A 17873-nucleotide genomic window follows, 5' to 3' on the forward strand; every position below is an offset into this window, starting at 1 on the left:
CCCCCCCCCCCCCGCAGAGAAGCTTGGAGCACGACATATGAGTGTCGACTGGCGCCATTCGATGGGAAAGGACCATGCAGCATGGCGGCCGCCTCCCCACACTTATCCTGCTAACCGTGTCACCGGAGCTTAGACGCAGACACTTTTTGTCGAGCGTCAATAAAGACAGGCTCAATAGCCACTCCGTGCGCTTTAGATGTCACCTCAGATACGGCCTTCACTTCGTTCCTGAATTCCGCATCAAAGTGCCCGTCCTCGAAGCACATGCACACAAAGAAGGCGTACTCAAGCTCCTCGGAAGTCAAATATTGCACGGTTTGCTTCGTCAAGCCGTGCCAGAATTGTGAATTACTTGCGAGCTTCATTTCAATAAGGACACGAGCTCCCCAATTCTGGACGAACTTGAAGTCGACCGGACCGCGGCCAGCATTCGCCTCTGCCGTCATGTCGATCTTATTCGCGCGGCAATACTGAGAAGCAGTGAAGCGAAAAAGAGACTGGCAAACGCTCTCCGATCGAAAGCGTCCGTCTTTCCAGAGCAACCGCCAACCATCAGATTGCTCGATCCCGTGAGCGTAGGATCCGATCATGGCTTCGACGAACCGAGGGAAGTCCTCCGACTGTGTTGGAACAAAAGACAGCGGGCTCCGCTTCGCTATTTCCCTACCATGCTCATACGTGGTCGTACGCAGAAGTGGATCACTTTCTACGTCATATGGATCTTTAGGAAGTGACTCCTGCTCAATCATGTATTTCTTAACAAGTTCAGGGTTCTGGCGGGCCAACTGCGCTTTGACTGCAGCCGGAACCTTATACGCCAAGTCGTAGTTGAAGTCTGCGCGAAGCTTCTCAGCTTCCTCATGCCAAGCGAACCCCCAGAATCCGTTCGCATCAATGGTGAGGATTTCACGCAGAAATCGAGAAGGGGTCAGCAGTACGGCAGATCCCGTATAAGGATTCCTAGGAAGGCACTTAAACTCCTCACGCCATCTTGCATTCTCACTATCCCACGAGGAATTACGAACGCGAATCTCTTCTGTCGGAATATCATAGCGTCGACAAATTTTCTGAGTGTACGTGACGAAGTGCGCCTTCAGGACGTTGCACACCATGTCGCTGATACGATCAAGGCCCATGCCTTCCTGGAAGAGGACGAGTTCTTCCACGTGCGCAATGTGCTCAATGCCATTACCCACTGCAGTCAACGCACTCGCCAACATAGGGCCCTGAAGACCTTTTCCTGAGCCGGAACCTTTCGGACTCCCCTCAGTTACTCCGAGGCAAAACTCGTCTGGCTCCGGAAACAACAAAAGCGATTTAGCTTTTGCCCACGAAGGTGATTTTCTATTCCCCTTCGATTTGGCGACCATCCTGAGAACCATGACGTAGAAATCGATCATGTCATCGTGAGCGAGCGCCCAGAACTCATCCCGATCATCATAGATCAGAAACGGATCTACGCAGAGATTTGTGTCAGCTGAGAGGAGTGGGTCGAACCAATCATCCTCTTCCGTTCGATTAATATCGAAATGCTCACTAAAACGCATGGACCCCCCTTGCTCGCAAGTCAGTGAATAGTGCCATATGCACTGCCTCCGTGTCACTAGTCACACACGTATAGCTAGTCAGGTCGTAGCAGCAGGGCGCGCTGAACCCGTCCGGAGCGGTATCAGGCTCGCTCTCTTGAGACTGCATACGGAGGTCCCTGACTCAGGGCCTGCGTCTTGCTCCCCATATAGCAGTCAGGCAGTTCGTGGCAGAGTTGGACGCTGGTTGCAAGAAGCACACCCAGGGAGACTACGTGGCGCAGGCCAGTCCAAGAGGCACCTACGCGCAGGTCGCCGAGACGCTGCGCAAGAAGATCGGTAGCGGGAAGATCCGCGAAGGGCTGCCGTCCGAGGCGAAGCTCATGGAGCAGTACGGGGTCAGCCGGAGCACGATCGTGCGTGCCCTCAAGACGCTGAGAGCAGACGGAGTGATCGAGTCGGTCCCGGGTTCGGGCTGGTTCGTGGCGGGGACGGGCGACCGGCGCCCTTTGGTCGACCGGGTCGAGGACTTCCTTGTTGCCCAGGGCCTGGCCGTCGGGGACCTCTTCCCGAGCGAGAACGCTCTCTGCTCAGAGTTCGGGGTCTCCCGTACCGCGGTGCGGTCGGCGATTGCCCAGCTCGAAGGACGGGCCATCGTTGAGATGGGCCCTGGACGCAGACGACGTATCCGAAACATCCCAGGCCAGAAGGAGCGGACGCAGCCATGACCTCCAAGGAGCTCACCGAAGACGCCTACGCGCTCGCCGAAGAGATGCTTGCCGAACCGCTCCCCCGCCGGTGGGCCCATTCATTGGGAGTGGCCGAGCGGGCACGCTCCCTGCGGCCGGTGCTCGGGGCCGACGCCGAGCTGCTGGAAGCGGCTGCCATCCTGCACGACGTCGGCTACTCCCCCGGCATCGCTCACACCGGTTTCCACCCGCTCGACGGCGCGCGCTTCCTCCGCGAGCGCGGTTTCAACGAGCACGTTGTCCGACTCGTCGCTCACCATTCCTGTGCGCTCCTGGAAGCCGAAGAACGGGGGCTGCGGGCCGAGCTCGCCGACTCCTTCCCGACAGAGCAACCGCACCTCATGGATGCGCTCATCTACTGCGACATGACGACGACGCCGCACGGCAAGCCGACGACGTCTGACGAGCGTGTCTCCGAGATCGTGGGGCGATACGGCCCCGACACCATCGTGGGCCGGTTCATCCAGCGGGCAGCACCTGAGATCCACGCCGCAGTGTCCCGCGTTCGGGGACAGCTCGCTTCGGCGTGACCGCTCAGCCGATGTAGGGCTCAGTGCGAGTCGTGTCCAGCCCATGCCTGATGCGAAGCATCATCGACGGATGGATTGCCAGGGCGTCGAGGTCCGCCGGGTTTACCCAGCGGACCTCCTTCGATTCCGAACTGGTCCGCAATGCGCCGGCAACCGGCTGCGCACGGAAGCAGATGGAGAATTGCTGGCGCACCTCACCATCGTCGTAGGCCATCACGTGCTTCGGGTCAGTGTAGAGCCCGACCACGCTCAGCACTTCGACTCGGATTCCGGTCTCCTCTTCGACCTCGCGGACAACCGTCTCGCTGATGCTCTCTCCGACGTCGTGCCCACCACCCGGGAGTGCCCACAAGTCATTGTCGGTCTTGTGAATGAGGAGAAGCTGCCCCTCAGCGTCCTGGACGGCCGCCGTCACGGAAGGCACCACAGAGTTCGCAGCCGGCGCCGCCGGGTCTTGGTAGTAGTCGATCCGACTCATTCGCTCCCTGCCTCCTAAATCTCACTCGGGGAAGTGATCGAACGAGCACCTTCCCACACCCGCTCGACGCTCTCCGCATAGGTGTCGAAGAGCTCCCCGCCCGGCACCCGCTGGAGATGCAGTACCGGGGCCATGTAGGCGCCGACGCCATATACGTGGCCATTGGCCAGCAGCTCGTGATCGGCTCGGTAGATCGAGTTGTACAGCGTCGTTTGATGCAGCCGGAACTCGACTCCCGGGAGGCCGAAGAGAGGGCCGTAGTTCATCAGCGCGTTTCGGATCTTTGCCGCCATAGAAGCGCCGATCCCCTCGTCTTCACCCCGCACTGCTACCGGTGGGCTGGCGGGATCCCCCAGCATGAATCTCACAGGGACCCCCGCAGTCGACTTCTCCCTGACCAGCCGGTGGAAGCCCGGGTCCTCCGTGAGCCAGAAACCGGAGTACACAAGTACGTCGAAGTGTGCGGTCGCGTCTGCGTAGAGCTTCGTCCAGAGTTCGGTAGGCACAGCCGAACGGTGCGGGTACAGCTTCAGCAGCTCGGAGTCACTGGACGTGACGACTTCTTCTACTGTGCGCTCGTCACTCCACAGGTACGAGACGTCACGGCGTAGCAGCGATGCGGCCGCGTACTGGAATCTCCGGTACGGCTTCCGGTTCGGCTCCGTGATCCATCGGTCAACCGTCTTCGCTGAAACACCGAGACGGGCCGCGACCTGTTCGACCGTCAGGCCACTCTCCACGATGGCGCCGCGAAGGCGCTCGTTTGCCATGCACCCTCCCCCCTCGCGTGGGACGTTCCGGGACGACTTCGACCGTACAGAGTCGTCCCGAAGCCGTACAGCACGTGCCTACAACGTCACGCAACTCGCGGGCACGCTGGTCATGTGGCGTTCAGGGCAGACCAGTTCGGCCCCTCTGAGACTCATCGGCTTGACGAACCTGTCCCGCACTGCCATCTTGAGAGTCATGTACTACATGACTCGCTTAGAGTGAGTCGTGAAGCCGCATGGTGCACACGAACGCCCGGAGGGCCCCGTGAGACGGGTTCGAAGGAAGCATCTGTTGCTTGAGAACTGGAGATATGTCCGTTGCGTCGGGTGACGCGCCTCGGTGGCCTTCCGTTCGGGAGGTGACCGGGGCCCCGAAGTTCGATGGGTCTTCCGCTGGGGTCGATGGCGGGAGGAGGTGACCGGCGGAACGCCCTGATGGGGGCGTGGCGGACGTATCCGATACGGCGGTCGGGGAGGCCAGAACATCCTCGAACGTACGGCTGGTGGCTGTCCTGGGTACTCCGGGGCGGCTGTGCTGAGCGAGCGGAGCATCTCCATACCCGGCTGCCGGGCAGATGGGCGCAATTGACCGAAGCGGTAGGCCGTACGAAGCCAAGGGCGGCACATGGGCACCTGGAGAGGGCCTGTCTGGATGCCGTACTTGCGAACTCACATACGTGAGGGCAGCCCGGCCTGATGACCCGGTCTGCCACTCGTCATGCGGACAGGAATCTGCCGGCCGTCGGGTCGGCCGCCTGTCCGCTTGATGAGCACTCGCTCAACACAGGTGCGGCGACCGGAGGTGCAACTCCGGTCGCCGCGTACAGGCACCCACTTGGAAGGAACATGCCTGTGATCACCAATATGGCACGGCCCGTGCTGGCCGTGCACCCCAGCGATTCCGACCCTGACATGGACGAGGCCCTGCGCCGGGTCGGGGCGGGCGGTGGTCGCTGATGACGTGCACAAGTTGCAACGGCGCCGGTGGCCAGACCGAGGACACCAGTCACCAGTTCGGACGGCGTGACCCGGCAGAACTGGGTTCAGTGCTCGTCGTGCGGCGGACGGGGTGAGGTCGGATGACCGAACGGAAGGCGCGCCGCCTCGAAGAAGAAGTGAGGCGACTCAAGGAGCAGCCCGAGCAGAACGTTGCGCCCAAGGAGACACGGTGAGTGGGCTGATGCCGCTGGCGGCCGGGGTGGCTCCGATGGCGGCGGCATGGAGCTCCCACGCGTGGTGGTTACGCCGTCGTCTGCACCGGGCCCGCCGGGATCCACTGACCGGACTGCCGACGCGGACTGAGTTCGAAAAGCGCGCGGCACGGATGCTACGAGCCCGGCCGTGTGCGGTGGTCGTCGCTGATCTGGACGGGTTTAAGCAGCTCAATGACTCCTGCGGTCACGCTGCGGGAGACGCCGCGATCTGTGAGACGGCGACGCATCTGACAGCTTGGCTCACCGCCTACGAGGACCGCGGGTTGGCCGCCCGGCTGGGTGGCGATGAGTTCGCCCTCGTTCTCCCGCACGGGCCCCATCCGGACCATCTGACAAGTGGGCTGTCACTCCTTCGGGAGGGGCTTCGCCAGCCTTTCAGGTTCGAGGGTCAGGACGTGCAGGTAGGGGCCTCGATCGGCGCCTACCTGTGCAGTGCCGGCACCTTCCCGGCGCACGCGCTGCGCCGGGCGGACGAGGCCATGTACACCGCCAAGGAGAGCCGGAGTCAGGGCGGGGGCGGCGTCTTCGTCACCGACCTGCACACCGTAGTCCGGGCGACATGGAACGGCCGTCGCGCCGGACGCTCCGGCACTCACCACACCAGCGCATAGCTGGCCTGCTCACCCGCGCACACCAGGGCGCCGTCGGGGACGTCACGTCCCCGACGGCGCCCTGGTCTTCCCGGCCTTTGACTGACTGGAGATCGCGATGAACAGCGCCCATCTGACTCTCTCCCCGCACTCCGCAGGTATGCGGTGCGGTGCCGCCGCAGACAGCGCGACTGCGTGCGTCGGCCCTCACGCCATCGTGCGGATCGTGGACCGGGACGGGAATGAGGCAACCGGCTGTGTCGAGCACGTGGCCGCCCTCTACACCGTCTGGATCGGCGCCCGCCTCTACCCCGCCCCTGGCCACACCGAAGCCGTCCTCGATGTCTACGCCCGCGCCCGGATGCTCACGATCCGACTGAACGGAACCGTCACGTTGAGGGCCGCATAAGAGCCCGTTCACCTTGCGCTGCTCATTAGTCAGCGCTTCCTCCGCAGACGGCGCGGTCCCGGTGGTGCAACACCGAGACCGCTGTTGGGCCGTCTCGACTCCGGAAGGAACACGACCCATGTCCAATCGAAAACGCCATCATCTGACGGTCATCTCCGACAACGGCCCCTCCTTTGCCCAGTTGGACGCCATCGAGGACGAGATGCCGGTCATCGGCGCCGAGGTGGAGTTGCTGGACGCGCAGATCGCCGTGCTGGACCGGACGCCGAGCGAGGTGGACCGGCAGCGGCTCCGCCGCGCGGAGCACCGGCTGCTGGCCGCCCGGCGTGACCTGGCCAACCGCAGCGGCGGCAAGGCGTTGGGGGGTGCGGCATGAGCACTCTCCTGGCGTGGGTGCAGGGGCACCCGCTGCTGGCGGCTGTCGCCGGTGTGCTGCTGGTCGCCTCGGTGGCTGTGCTGGTCCGTTCGGGCCGTAGGGCCGAGCGGCGCATGCCGGCCGCTGTGCTGGTTGCCGCGCTCGCCGCCATGGGGTGCACGGCCTACAGCGCGGATACGAGCTGGCGTTTCGCTGAGCACCGTCTCGATATGGCCTCCGCCATCGAGCGGGGCGTCATGTTCGCGGCGGCGGAGCTGGCGCTGTTCGCGTGTGCGCTGATGGCCAGGCAGAACCTGCGTACCCAGGGCGCCCCGGGTACGCCCGGTGTACTCGTGTGGATGATCACCGGGGTACAGGTGATTCCCGCGTACTCCGAGTCCGGTCTCGTCGGCGGCACCGTGCGGGCCGTCGTCGGCCCCGTACTCGCCGCACTCCTGTGGCACCTGGCCATGGGCATCGAGCTGCGGCACGCCACGCCGGATGCCGAGTCCACCTCACTGCCCGCTGTACTCGCCCGCGAGGTACGCGAGCGGCTGCTCTCACGGCTCGGCCTGGCAGTGCGCGACCGTTCCGCGGAGCAGATCTCCCGCGACCGGGCCACGGTCAAGGCGGTCGCCCTGGCCGCGAAGCTGTCCGAGATGAAGCCAGGTCAGCGGCGCCGGGCCCGTGTGGCGCGGCGGCTGTCCGTGGCCGTGGGCAAGGCGCAGGCCGGCGCCTCCGACCAGCAGCGGCACAAGCTGCTGGACCTGCTGGCGGCCCGCCGCCACGCCGCGTCCCTGGCCACCATCGACCTCCCCTCGCCGTGGCAGGAGGCCCCGCAACAGGCTGTCGAGTACGACGAGCCGGTTGACAGGGCCCCGTACCCGGCGCCGTCGAACGCCGTACCCGAAGGGGTGCGGCTGCTGCCGATCGTCGCCCGGCCCCAGCCGCGGACGTACGAGTTCGACTCGGTCCGCGAACAGTTGGAGCCCTCCGGGCGGCCTGCCATACTCGCTGCCGAGCACGACCGCACCCGCCCCGAGGTACACACCGAGTACGCCGCCGAGCAGCCCGACCCCGTACCCGACGGTACCGAGGGCAACCCGGCGCAGGCCGACCCGCTCACCGAACTGGGTCTGGACTGGGCAGCCGAGCAATTCAAAGAGGAACTGCTCAACGGGGACATGCCCTCCATCCGCGCCATCAAGTCCCGGCTGTCGGTGGGCCAGAACCGGGCCAAGGAGATCCAGGACGGATTCCGCCAGGCCCAGGCGGCATGGAAGTTGGTGACCTCGTGAGCGCCCCGCAGCTACCCGTCCCGCTGCTGGGGGCGGGTGTGCAGTCCACGACGCTGCTGGTGCACTCCCAGCTCGACGGTGCGACCTTCTCCGACACCGGCTGAGAACCAGATGCGGTCTATGCCCACCTCGACATGCTGGGGCAGGAAGTAGCTGTCCCGGCCGGTATCCCGGTTTATCGGGTGCGGGTCGGGAGCATACGCGCCGATGCTCTCGACTCGCTCAACCGGTTCGCATCCATGCCTGTGTGCACTCCACAGGTTCGGGATTGTCGAGTCTACGGAGAGGGGAATTCAGGGGTGTAGCAGTACTGGTGCACCGAGTTCGGTTGGCAATTTCTAGTGGCCGCGGTTCAGCAGGAGATGGGCTGCCGGGCGGCATGGTCGACCAATATCGGTGCATCGCCTCTCGAAATCCGGTGGAAGCCAGCCGCGTCCCAACAGTCGGGGGTGGGCGGGGAAGGCTGTAACAGCGGCCAGAACAAACAGCAAGGACGCCCAGGGGGTGTGGAGCTGCACAGTCGTCTGCCGGCCGTTGTGAATGTTGCGACAGCGGGTTTGGAAGACCTCGGGTGCGACGAGGTCGATCGTGTCCAGGCCGCCCCAGGCAAGGTCGAGTGGGCACTTCGAGTGTCCGAAGGAGACCTTGCGTGTAGTGACGGCGATTTCGCCAGATCCCTCGACCACCCAGCGTGGTTGTGCGTCGTTCACAGCAGCACGGCGGCGGGCGGAGTTACCGAGGGCCGAGCTGGCCATACTGCCGAGTACGAATGTGGGACTGCCGAACGCTGCGACACTTCGGTGCATGTAGCTGCCGTCACCCAGCGCCCGCCAGGTCAAACGCGTTGCGGGGCCGACGGCGAGTACGCGCTCTCCGGGCTCGAGCCGGGCAGCAGTAGTGACCAGCGGACGCTGCTCCAGCCGTCCTTCGGCCAGGTCGGCGATAATGTCGCACGAGATCCAAAGGTACTCGTCGAGCCATGACCATCCCGGCCATTTCTCGATGCCGGAGGCAGGGGCGTAAGGGTTATTCACTGTCTCTCCGTTCCCCCATGCTGACGTGCCATCAATTCCATTCGGATCATGCCCACTTCACTGATGTGTCTGTGCACTCAGGAGGGTCGAGGCAGCCAGACACCTGCCCGTCCGAGCGACTGCGGGCCAGGTGACCAGACTGCCACGTCACCGCGCACCGGGCCGCCGCCATCCCGGCCCCGGGCAGACACACCTATTCGATCCCGCTCCGGGAGGGAACCCTCATGTCCGAGCAGGGCACCCACCACTTCGTCATGACCTGCCAGAAGCCCCAGGCCGGAGGCCGGGGCATGGCGGTGGCCACCTGGGACGGCGACTTCACGCCCAACCCGCAGGCCACGCGCCGTGAGGTCTTCGAGTCGCTGCGCGCGCAGTTCGACCGCGAGTTCCCCGACCTGGCCCGCGGCAACGTCCTCTTCTTCTGTCTGGAGCGCAACGCGCTCTGATCAGCAGGCGCCCAGGCCTCGGCCCGCGGCCGGGGCCTGGGCGCGTCGTGCTCCTTCTTCCCGCTTGTGTCTGGAGACAGGTATGTCCAAGAGCATGACGGCGCCTGCGGCACCGCAGGCGCCTCCCACTCCTCCCCCGCAGCCGTCCGGCACGCAGAACAGCGCCTCGGCCCCGGCCGAGGCGAAGCCGTCGCACTCCACGGCTTCTGGTTCGGATGCGGGGGCGCAGAGCACGTTGGGCGGGGTCATCGTCCCCGGTGGGGCGTTGATGTCCCTGATCGGGCTGTGCTGGCTCACGCACCGTTTCGGGCTCGGCGCGGTCATCGTCGCCGTCCTGGCCTGCGCGGGCATAGCGACCGCTGCTCTCGCGGTCCGCGGGCGGCGCCGCTCGGGCAGGGGCCGCGGCGGCCGGGGCAGCTTCCTGCCCCGAGGCGGCACCGGCCCCGGACGCAGCCCCGCCGGCCGGATGCCGGGAGGAAGCACCGGAGCCTCCCGCCGCAACACGCCCGCCGGTTCGGCGGGCCGTGGCACACCGGGTGCCGGTGGTCGTCGGTCCTCCACCGGTGGCCTGGGGGCCCGGGGCGGTTCGACCGCGGCGGCCAAGCCTGCCGGGCTCGGGGCGGCCAAGGCGGCCAAGAGGGTGCCGCAGGTCAGCAGGCTCAACTCGGCTCCGCAGCGGCCCTCACCTCCGGCGGGCCGTCCGGGGGCCGGGGGTGGGGGCAAGCCGGGTGGCGGGGGTCTGCCGCGGCAGCGCGCTGCGGGGTCCTCGGGCCTGGGTGGCCTGCGCCCGGGCGGGCGGAACGGCAGCGGTAAGGGGCTGTCGGGCAAGACCGGTCCGGGGCTCAACCGCTCCGGGGCGGCCGGGCGCCGCACGTCGCCCGGTGCTGGTGGGCGGTCGGCCGGCGGGAGCATGCCGGGTGGTGGGACGAGTCCGAGGGCGGCGCGGAAGGCGGCCAAGGCGGCTCGGGCCAACCAGGGGCACAACGGCAGCAGTGGACGGCTGCGGCCCGGCTTCCTCAAAGCCCGCCCCAAGCCCCGCAACACGCCTCCCGACTCCTCCAAGCACCCCCGCTCGGGCAAGCTGCGGAAGCCGAAGGCCAAGGAACCGCAGACGACCGCGGAGAACAGTCGGGGGAGGCGGGTGCGGTCGGCGCCGATGAGTGCGGCCCGCCGCCTGTCGTATGCGGCCGGGCGGTCGCTGCGCAGGCACACCACCCGCACCACCCGCCGCCGCCTGCGCGCCGTGGCCGCGCCGGTCCGCGGCGGGGCCCGGGTGGTGGCCCGGTACGGGTCGCCGGTGCTGGCCCGCGCCTGGCGCTACGGCTCCCGCGGCGTGCTGCGGGCGCACATGGCCCTGGGCAACGTGCGGTTCTCCACGATCGGCCCCAACTGGCTGCGCCCCCTGGCCCGCCTCTTCCACACCCTCTCCACGCCCGCGGCACGAGCCGTCGCGTGGGCGGGAACCCTGGGCTGGCTCAACACCTGGATGTACCGGCACACCGGCGCCGCAACCAGCCCCACCCACAGCGCATCCGGCGGTGCCCCCAGGGGCAACCGTGCGCGTGCCTCGGCGGCGCACCGGCCGGTGGCCAGCCCCGCCGCCCTCACACCCGTCTCCACCCCTTCGAAGGGAGCTTCTGTGTCTGCTCTGGAACCCACGCTGCCGCTGCGCTACGCGGCCGAGACCGTCCGCAACGCCGGTGCGCTGCTGCTGATGAACCCGGCCGAGAACATGGTCGGCTTCGAGGCCACCATGCACGCGCTGACCGAGGTGCAGACCGCCATCGGGGACGTGATCCGGGCGGCTGCGATGAACGCCCGGGAGAACTTCAAGGTCAACGCCGCCATCCCCGAGGCGTACGACGACACCTCGGTCTACGCGCACGCCCTGGCCGGGCGGCTGGAGTCGATCCCGACGCTGTACCGGGTCATCCACGCCGAGCAGATCGACAACATCGAGAACCCCACGCCCCAGGGCGCCAAGTGGGACCAGTCGGCCAACAACCAGTAACCGGCTGCAACACGGGGCGGGCCGCACGGCGTGCGGCCCGCCCCTCCCCTTTGTCCGCTTGTTCGTGATGATCGGAGACGCCTTCTCATGCTGAGCCGTCCGCGCAGCCATGAACCCATCCCCTGGCGGCACGGCGTGGTCAGCACGCCGCTGTTCACCGCCGCCACCCTCTACGCCGGGAGCCTCACCCTCGGCCTGGCCCAGGACGCGGGAAACCCGCTGCCGCTGGGCTGGATCGGCCTGGGCTCGCTGACCGGCATCACGGCCGCCGCCCTCTCCCGCTGGATCCGCAGCAGCGGGCAGGGACGCTACCGGCGCTGGTTCCACACCGGCTTCACCGCCACCTGGACCAGCGCGGCGGCGGCCTGGATCAACTGGACCGCCCACGGCACCCCCTGGACCATGGCATCGGCCGCCGCCCTCACCGCCGCCACCTGCGCCCTCACCCCCTTCTACGCCATCGACCGCGGCCTGCGCGCCGAGCAGATCGCCGCCCAGTGGGCCGCCGAGTCCGGCGCCAAGACCGCCGATTCGGCGGCCTGGGAACAGCACCTGTCCGACGCCGGCGCCCGCGGCGTGGAGGTGTCCAAGCAGCAGCCCACCCGCGGCGGCTACAAGCTGCTGCTGACACTGGCCAGCAGCACCACCGCCCACCTGCGCACCCTCCTGCCCACCCTCGAAGTCCGCGCCGGAGTCCGCACCGGCGCCCTGCGGCTGGAGAGCACCCCGCAGGCCAATGAGGCGTGGCTGCACGTGACCACCCGCGACGTGCTGGCCGAGACGATCCCGCTCCCGGCCGAGGACCACCCGCTCACGATCCGCAAGCCCCTCACCCTCGGAGACCTGGAATCGGGTGAGCCGCTGGAGATCCTGTTCCGTCAGAACTCCGTGCTGGTGGCCGGGGCCAAGGGGTCGGGCAAGTCGGTGCTGCTGCACGTCATCATCGCCGTGCTCACCCGCTGCATGGACGTGGTCATCTGGATGGTGGACATGGCCCAGGGCAACACCGCCAAACGGTGGCTGCGCCCCTGGGCCCAGCAGTGGACCGACCGCGACGGGAGGCTGATCGACCGGCCGATCCTGGACTGGGTGGCCACCACCCCCCAAGAGGCCGTCCGGCTCTACCAGGCCGCCCACGCGGTCGGGGACGGCCGCGCGCTGCGCATGAAGGGCGGCAAGATCCAGCCCAAGGAGACCGAGCCGGCCATCATCGTCGTCTCCGACGAGAACAGCGACCTCATGGCCTGGACCCCCGAAGCGCTCAAGGCCAAGACCCGCGGCGTGAAGAAGGGCCGCAAGGCCGCCGTCGACTACGTCGACGCCGTCCAGCGCGGCACCGGACCCAACACCGGCGGCGGGGAGATCGCCTCCCAGTACGACACCGTCATCGGCATGCGCTTCCGGGAGAAGGCCGAGGGACAGTTCGTCTTCCCCGACCACTACCAGCAGGTCAACGTCGCCTCCCTCCCCGGCAACGGCTCCCTCTACATCCTCGACGGCGCCCGCGCCGCCGTCGGCGGCACCGGCCCCGAACGCGCCAAGGCGTACTTCGCCAACGACGAAGACGAGAACGCGGACGGCACCGTGTGCGACGACATCGAGCAGCTCGCCGTCGCGCGGTGGGACATCCGCCCCGACCTCGACCACGCCGCCCAGGCCGACGCCGCGCCCTACGGCTACGCCGACCGCTGGAGCGACCCCGACCGCGTCGCCTGGCTCTGCGAATCCCTCGACATGCCCCTCCCCAGCGGCGCCACCACACCGCAGCGCACCGCGGCCGCGCAGGACGGACCGCCCCCGCGGGAGGCGGGGGCGTCGGCCGGGCTGGGGACGCTCACCCCGATGAAGCCGCTGGACTACTACATCCAGAAGGCCAAGAACCAGCCCACCGAACAGCCGTCGGACCCCGGCGAGCCGGAAGCGGCACCGGCCGGCGCGGACACAGGGCCGGACGACCCGCAGACGGCCGCGGCTATCGCCCGCGCGCTGGCGGAGTTCGAGCGGATCACCGAACAGGCCGCCACCGCCCAGGACGCCGAGCAGGCACCCGGCAACAACAGCGCCGACGGTCCCGAGTGGCTTCCCGCCGCCATCGACGCGGTCGAGTCCGCCGGGGCCGCCGGGCTCAAGCCGGCCGCCGTCGCGAGCATCGTCAAGCGCGACCGCAAGACGGTCCGCGAAGGGCTCAAGGCCGCCGTCGAGCGGGGCGAGTTGGTCTACCGGGACCGCGGGCCGCACTCCGTCTACGTCCACCCCGACCACGTCTGACACCTCACGCACGGTTACTGGTTAGTGGGTAGTGGGGCAACACCCCACTACCCACTAACCACCTCACACCCCCGCGCAGGGGGGCTTTCGCCAGCGTCGGTCAGCCGCACCCCACTACCCGCTACCCAGTACCCACTACCCACTAGAACCACAGAGCGTGACCACCTAGGCGGCCCCCGCGGGCCGCCTCCTCCCCGTTTGGAGGCGTCTTGTGGAGACCCCCTACGAGATCACCACCCTCACCCGCACCGACCAGACCAACCCGCCCTCACACCTGGCGCGCACGCCGCTCGGCCCGGCGGAGATCCCGCCCGGAGTCGAACTGGTGACCCTCCCCGACGGGCGCCGCACCCTCGCCTACACCCAACCCCCCACCCCCACCGGGCACCCCCAGACGGCCCCGCCAGCGGGGGTGCCCGGGTGGGCGAAGACGACCGCGCTCCTGGCCCCGACCGTCGGCGCGGGAATCGGCGCCGGCGGCTTCGGCCTCTCCTACGCCGCACCCGGAGTCATCGCCATGACCGACGCCCTCTGGGCCACCGCCGCCCTCATCGCCACCGGATGCGGCGGCGCCGCACTCCTCCTGTCCCGCTGGCGCAACCGCACCCCCGCCCACATCACCCAGAACATCACCGCCCACGGCTTCATGAGCCGCGCGGGCGGCACCATCAACCGCTGAAAGGAAGTCCAGCCATGGCCATGGGAGACACCCCCATCACGATCATCGGCAACCTGACCGACGACCCCGAGCTGAAGTTCACCGCCTCCGGCGCCGCTCTGGCCCGCTTCACGGTGGCCTCCACGCCGCGGCAGTTCGACCGCGAGTCGGGCCAGTACAAGGACGGCACCGCGATGTTCCTGCGCTGCTCGGCCTGGCGCGGCCTGGCCGAGAACACCGTCGCCTCCCTGGGCAAGGGCCACCGCGTGGTGGTCTCCGGGCGGCTGCGGCAGCACAACTGGCAGACCCCCGAGGGCGAGAACCGCTCCATGCTCGCCATGGAGGTCGACGAGATCGGCCCCTCCCTGCGGTTCGCCACCGCCCAGCCGGTCAAGGCCACCGGAAGCAACACCGGCGGGGCCGGCGGCCCGAAGGCCGAGGGTGGCGACCCGTGGAACAGCAAGCCGCAGTACAGCGACAACCCCCCGTTCTGACCCCGCCCGGGGCGAGCGCCCGCTCTCGCCAAAGATGCGCGCTCGCCCCGGCTCTCCCCCATCCCCGTTTTCGACAGGAACAGGAGACCTCCAGCATGCCCCAAGAACCCCCGTCCACGCTGCTGGCCGCAGCCCTCGACCTGGCGGCGCACGGGCTGCCCGTGCTGCCCCTGAGCCGCGGGAAGCGCCCCTTCGGCAACTGCTCCGCCTGCACCGGCAACGCCTGCGGGGGACGGCCGAACATGAAGCACGCCGGCGCCTGCCACTGCCCGCACGTGTGCCACGCCTGGGCCGCCGCCACCACCGATCCGCACGTGCTCACCTCCCGCCCCTGGCAGGCGGCCTGGCAGCGCGCCGCACATCTCGCCTACCACCCGGCAGGCGCCGGGCTGACCGTGGTCGACCTCGACAACGCCGAGGCCGTGGCCTGGGCCCGCGCCACGTTCCCGCCGACACGGAAGGTGGACACGTCCCGCGGCCAGCACTGGATCTACCAGGGGGTCATGTCCTCGGCCAACCGCGTGCGGCCCGGTGTGGACCTCAAGTCCCACGCCGCCTACGCCCGCTGGCTGGGCACCGGCACCGGCGCCCCGGCGCCCCTGCCTGGCGTGGTGCGGGCGCTGATGGAAGAAGAGACCACCCGCCCCCGCGCGCGGGTGGTCTCTTCACCCGAGGCGTCCGGCACCTGGGAGCGGCGCCCGGCACACGGCTGCCGCCACACCGAGGGCTACGTGCGCACCGGGCTGGAGCGCGGCCTGGCCAAGGTCCGCGCCCGCACCGAGCAGGGCGCCGGATCGCAGGCGTTCGGCGTCGCCCAGTTCCTCGCCACCTGCCACACCGCCTGCCCCGGCCCCTGCGGCCTCGACACCCTGGCCGAGCAGATCGTGGCCGCCGCCGTCTCCGTCGGAGTCCCCGAGCCCTACGCACGCCGCGCCGTCGACAACGGCATGACCGCAGGCCAGGGGACAGCATGACCAGCCCTCCGGCCACCGCGCACCACCAGCCGACGCCGCCAAGGGCCACCGCGCAAGAGAAGGTCGCCCGTCAGGGCGCCCTTTCAGCTCTTCCCCCCGACCAGCAGCCCACCCGGCCGCCTGCCCGCGGCGGCCGGTATCCCGTGGCCTGGCTGACCGTCACCGCGCCCGGCCGCGGGACCGTGCCCACCGCCACCTCGGTGTGCGGCTGCGGACGCAACCGCAGCGCCGTCGGCCACCGCAAGGTGGCCGCGCTCATCGAAGCACACACCACCCACCGCACCATCTGCCCGCTGCCGAACCACACCGAAGGGAGGGCGGCCGCATGACCGAGCCCATCGACGGCGCCGCACTGCTCGACGACGTCGAGCGCTTCCACCGCCGCTTCAACGTCTTCCCCACCGAAGCCGCCTACGTCGCCGTGGCTCTGTGGGACGCGCACGCGCACCTGATCGACGCCTTCGACGGCACCGCCCGCATCGCGTTCCTCTCCCCGGAACCGGGCTCGGGCAAGTCCCGGGCCCTGGAGATCTCAGAAACCCTCACCCCGAACGCCGCGATGCTGGTCAACGCCTCCGCCAACGCGCTCTTCCGCCTGGTGGAGGCGTCCGAGGGACTGCCCACGCTGCTCTTCGACGAGATCGACACCGTCTTCGGCCCCAAGGCCGGAGACAACGAACCCCTGCGCGGCTTCCTCAACTCCGGCTACCGGCGCGGCGCCAAGTCCCTGCGCTGCGTCGGAGACGGCGCCAACCAGAGCGCGGGATGGTTCCCCTCGTTCTGCGCGGTCGCCGTGGCCGGACTCGGCTCCCTCCCGGACACGATCCTGACCCGCTCGGTCATCATCCGGATGCGCAAACGCGCCCCCAACGAGAAAGTCGAGCCCTACCGCCGACGCGTCCACGAGAAGCAGGGCCACGCCCTGCGAGACCGGCTCGCCGAGTGGGCCGCCACCGTCCATGACCAGGTGGCCGAGGCATGGCCGCAGATGCCCGAAGGCGTCACCGACCGCCCCGCCGACGTATGGGAACCCCTCCTCGCCGTGGCCGACGCCGCCGGCGGCACATGGCCCGAGCGGGCCCGCGCCGCCTGCATCGAGCTGGTGACCGCAGGACAGGACAACGAGGAAGCCTCCCTCGGCATCCGGCTGCTCACCGACCTGCGCGACCGCGTCTTCTGCGGCGCCGACCGCATGCCCACCGCCGTCATCCTCGAAGCCCTCCTCAGCATGGACGACGCGCCCTGGGCCGACATGGACGACAAGCCCCTCAACGCCCGCGGCCTCGCCCGCGTGCTGGGCCAGTACGTCACCCCCGGCAACAAGCCCATCAAACCGCGGGGAATCCGCACCCCCTCCGGCTTCCCCAAGGGCTACTACGCCGAAGACCTCGCGGACGCCTGGGAACGCTACTGCCCCCCACCCCCCGAGAAGTCCGCCACGTCCGCCACGTCCGCCACACCGCAGGTCAGCAGCGGTACATCCGTGGCGGAAGCCCCCTCCGACAGCCGCCACACGCCGCCGGAAACCGACACACCACCGCTGAGCCTCGTGCGCTGACCAGCACCCACACCAGCCCACACCGGGACGCACCCGCAGCGCCCCGGTGTGGCAGCACCAATCCGCCACACAACCGCAATCCGCCACACCCGCAGCCCTCTGACCTGCGATGTGGCGGCGTGGCGGACGTGGCGGATTCCCCAGACCGGAGACGGAGAGCCCCGAAGGAGCCACACATGGCCCACCCCCAGAAGCTCAAGCTCAGCGAAGAAGAGATCGGAACGAGTGCCCCCCTGGCAGCTCCGTCCGTCCGAATGCACAGCGTCGAAGAGGCGGGGCGAATGCTCGGCCTGAAGCGCTCGATCACGTGGGAGGAGATCCGGTTGGGGCGGTTGAAGTCCGTCCGGGTCGGCCGCCGGCGTCTCGTCCCGACCGAATACATCGAGCAGTACGTCGAACTGCTCAAGCGCGAGGCTGACTCCGGCCTCGCCGCGTAGTCCGTCCAGACGTCTCATAAGCCGAGCCGGGCCACCCGAGGGCGGCCCGGCTCTTGTGCGAAAGGACCACGACT

19 protein-coding genes are annotated in these 17873 nt (G+C 68.5%); 15 read left to right on the top strand and 4 right to left on the bottom strand.

Features of this window, described 5'->3' with window-relative positions:
- Positions 1-119: 119 nt before the first annotated feature.
- Positions 120-1547 carry a hypothetical protein gene (locus A949_RS38050; RefSeq protein WP_158687573.1) on the bottom strand — a complete coding sequence of 476 codons (1428 nt, stop codon included), beginning with the start codon at positions 1545-1547 and terminating at the stop codon, positions 120-122.
- A 206-nt stretch (positions 1548-1753) separates the two neighbouring features.
- On the opposite strand from A949_RS38050, the gene A949_RS0110680 reads away from it, so the two are divergent.
- Positions 1754-2254, top strand: a complete 501-nt coding sequence (locus tag A949_RS0110680; RefSeq protein ID WP_237735794.1) for a GntR family transcriptional regulator — start codon at positions 1754-1756, stop codon at positions 2252-2254.
- Positions 2251-2805, top strand: a complete 555-nt coding sequence (locus A949_RS0110685) for an HD domain-containing protein (protein ID WP_019355999.1) — start codon at positions 2251-2253, stop codon at positions 2803-2805. The genes A949_RS0110680 and A949_RS0110685 overlap by 4 nt, the downstream gene beginning before the upstream one ends.
- A gap of 4 nt (positions 2806-2809) precedes the next feature.
- Here A949_RS0110685 and A949_RS0110690 read toward each other — a convergent pair whose 3' ends face one another.
- Together A949_RS0110690 and A949_RS0110695 are read right to left on the bottom strand one after the other, a co-directional pair.
- Entirely contained in the window at positions 2810-3283 is a 474-nt protein-coding gene (locus tag A949_RS0110690; RefSeq protein ID WP_019356000.1) for an NUDIX domain-containing protein, read from the bottom strand.
- A 14-nt stretch (positions 3284-3297) separates the two neighbouring features.
- A complete protein-coding gene (locus tag A949_RS0110695; protein WP_019356001.1) occupies positions 3298-4053 on the bottom strand; it encodes a helix-turn-helix domain-containing protein in 756 nt (251 codons plus the stop codon).
- Positions 4054-5221: 1168 nt separating this feature from the next.
- Here A949_RS0110695 and A949_RS0110705 point away from each other — a divergent pair.
- From A949_RS0110705 to A949_RS33110, 4 genes are all read left to right on the top strand, one after another.
- Positions 5222-5878, top strand: a complete 657-nt coding sequence (locus A949_RS0110705) for a GGDEF domain-containing protein (protein WP_026004539.1) — start codon at positions 5222-5224, stop codon at positions 5876-5878.
- Between the two features lie 205 nt (positions 5879-6083).
- Positions 6084-6266 carry a hypothetical protein gene (locus A949_RS33105; protein WP_237735795.1) on the top strand — a complete coding sequence of 61 codons (183 nt, stop codon included), beginning with the start codon at positions 6084-6086 and terminating at the stop codon, positions 6264-6266.
- A 118-nt stretch (positions 6267-6384) separates the two neighbouring features.
- Complete coding sequence (locus A949_RS0110715) at positions 6385-6642, top strand: DUF6284 family protein (protein WP_019356005.1); 258 nt, start codon at positions 6385-6387, stop codon at positions 6640-6642.
- Positions 6639-7919 carry a hypothetical protein gene (locus A949_RS33110; RefSeq protein WP_237735796.1) on the top strand — a complete coding sequence of 427 codons (1281 nt, stop codon included), beginning with the start codon at positions 6639-6641 and terminating at the stop codon, positions 7917-7919. The genes A949_RS0110715 and A949_RS33110 overlap by 4 nt, the downstream gene beginning before the upstream one ends.
- Before the next feature lie 338 nt (positions 7920-8257).
- Here the strand turns inward: A949_RS33110 and A949_RS38995 are convergent, their stop codons facing one another.
- Positions 8258-8953, bottom strand: a complete 696-nt coding sequence (locus tag A949_RS38995; protein WP_237735797.1) for a hypothetical protein — start codon at positions 8951-8953, stop codon at positions 8258-8260.
- A gap of 224 nt (positions 8954-9177) precedes the next feature.
- On the opposite strand from A949_RS38995, the gene A949_RS0110730 reads away from it, so the two are divergent.
- The 9 genes from A949_RS0110730 (at position 9178) to A949_RS0110770 (ending at position 17799) form a co-directional block, all read left to right on the top strand.
- Positions 9178-9399, top strand: a complete 222-nt coding sequence (locus A949_RS0110730; RefSeq protein ID WP_019356007.1) for a hypothetical protein — start codon at positions 9178-9180, stop codon at positions 9397-9399.
- 82 nt (positions 9400-9481) lie between these two features.
- Positions 9482-11410, top strand: a complete 1929-nt coding sequence (locus A949_RS38055) for a hypothetical protein (RefSeq protein WP_158687574.1) — start codon at positions 9482-9484, stop codon at positions 11408-11410.
- A gap of 87 nt (positions 11411-11497) precedes the next feature.
- Positions 11498-13678 (top strand): hypothetical protein, encoded by a 2181-nt coding sequence (locus tag A949_RS0110740; RefSeq protein WP_019356009.1) that lies wholly within the window; start codon positions 11498-11500, stop codon positions 13676-13678.
- Between the two features lie 211 nt (positions 13679-13889).
- Positions 13890-14357 (top strand): hypothetical protein, encoded by a 468-nt coding sequence (locus A949_RS0110745; RefSeq protein ID WP_019356010.1) that lies wholly within the window; start codon positions 13890-13892, stop codon positions 14355-14357.
- A 14-nt stretch (positions 14358-14371) separates the two neighbouring features.
- Positions 14372-14830 (top strand): single-stranded DNA-binding protein, encoded by a 459-nt coding sequence (ssb, locus tag A949_RS0110750; protein WP_019356011.1) that lies wholly within the window; start codon positions 14372-14374, stop codon positions 14828-14830.
- 95 nt (positions 14831-14925) lie between these two features.
- Positions 14926-15804, top strand: a complete 879-nt coding sequence (locus tag A949_RS0110755) for a bifunctional DNA primase/polymerase (RefSeq protein ID WP_019356012.1) — start codon at positions 14926-14928, stop codon at positions 15802-15804.
- Positions 15801-16133 carry a hypothetical protein gene (locus A949_RS39000; protein ID WP_237735798.1) on the top strand — a complete coding sequence of 111 codons (333 nt, stop codon included), beginning with the start codon at positions 15801-15803 and terminating at the stop codon, positions 16131-16133. Before A949_RS0110755 ends, A949_RS39000 begins: the two co-directional genes overlap by 4 nt.
- The gene (locus A949_RS0110765; RefSeq protein ID WP_019356014.1) at positions 16130-17362 is read left to right on the top strand and encodes a DUF3631 domain-containing protein; all 1233 of its coding nucleotides are present in this window, start codon (positions 16130-16132) and stop codon (positions 17360-17362) included. The genes A949_RS39000 and A949_RS0110765 overlap by 4 nt, the downstream gene beginning before the upstream one ends.
- A 176-nt stretch (positions 17363-17538) precedes the next feature.
- Positions 17539-17799, top strand: coding sequence for an excisionase family DNA-binding protein (locus A949_RS0110770; protein ID WP_019356015.1), 261 nt, complete (start codon positions 17539-17541; stop codon positions 17797-17799).
- Positions 17800-17873 lie beyond the last annotated feature (74 nt).

This window comes from Streptomyces sp. AA1529 (assembly GCF_000280905.1).
Lineage (GTDB): Bacteria > Actinomycetota > Actinomycetes > Streptomycetales > Streptomycetaceae > Streptomyces.

Coding starts and splice junctions, on each gene's coding strand:
- A949_RS38050 (WP_158687573.1), bottom strand. CDS start 1,547: ATGCGTTTTAGTGAGCATTTCGATATTAATCGAACGGAAGAGGATGAT.
- A949_RS0110685 (WP_019355999.1), top strand. CDS start 2,251: ATGACCTCCAAGGAGCTCACCGAAGACGCCTACGCGCTCGCCGAAGAG.
- A949_RS0110690 (WP_019356000.1), bottom strand. CDS start 3,283: ATGAGTCGGATCGACTACTACCAAGACCCGGCGGCGCCGGCTGCGAAC.
- A949_RS0110695 (WP_019356001.1), bottom strand. CDS start 4,053: ATGGCAAACGAGCGCCTTCGCGGCGCCATCGTGGAGAGTGGCCTGACG.
- A949_RS0110715 (WP_019356005.1), top strand. CDS start 6,385: ATGTCCAATCGAAAACGCCATCATCTGACGGTCATCTCCGACAACGGC.
- A949_RS33110 (WP_237735796.1), top strand. CDS start 6,639: ATGAGCACTCTCCTGGCGTGGGTGCAGGGGCACCCGCTGCTGGCGGCT.
- A949_RS0110730 (WP_019356007.1), top strand. CDS start 9,178: ATGTCCGAGCAGGGCACCCACCACTTCGTCATGACCTGCCAGAAGCCC.
- A949_RS38055 (WP_158687574.1), top strand. CDS start 9,482: ATGTCCAAGAGCATGACGGCGCCTGCGGCACCGCAGGCGCCTCCCACT.
- A949_RS0110740 (WP_019356009.1), top strand. CDS start 11,498: ATGCTGAGCCGTCCGCGCAGCCATGAACCCATCCCCTGGCGGCACGGC.
- ssb (WP_019356011.1), top strand. CDS start 14,372: ATGGCCATGGGAGACACCCCCATCACGATCATCGGCAACCTGACCGAC.
- A949_RS0110755 (WP_019356012.1), top strand. CDS start 14,926: ATGCCCCAAGAACCCCCGTCCACGCTGCTGGCCGCAGCCCTCGACCTG.
- A949_RS39000 (WP_237735798.1), top strand. CDS start 15,801: ATGACCAGCCCTCCGGCCACCGCGCACCACCAGCCGACGCCGCCAAGG.
- A949_RS0110765 (WP_019356014.1), top strand. CDS start 16,130: ATGACCGAGCCCATCGACGGCGCCGCACTGCTCGACGACGTCGAGCGC.
- A949_RS0110770 (WP_019356015.1), top strand. CDS start 17,539: ATGGCCCACCCCCAGAAGCTCAAGCTCAGCGAAGAAGAGATCGGAACG.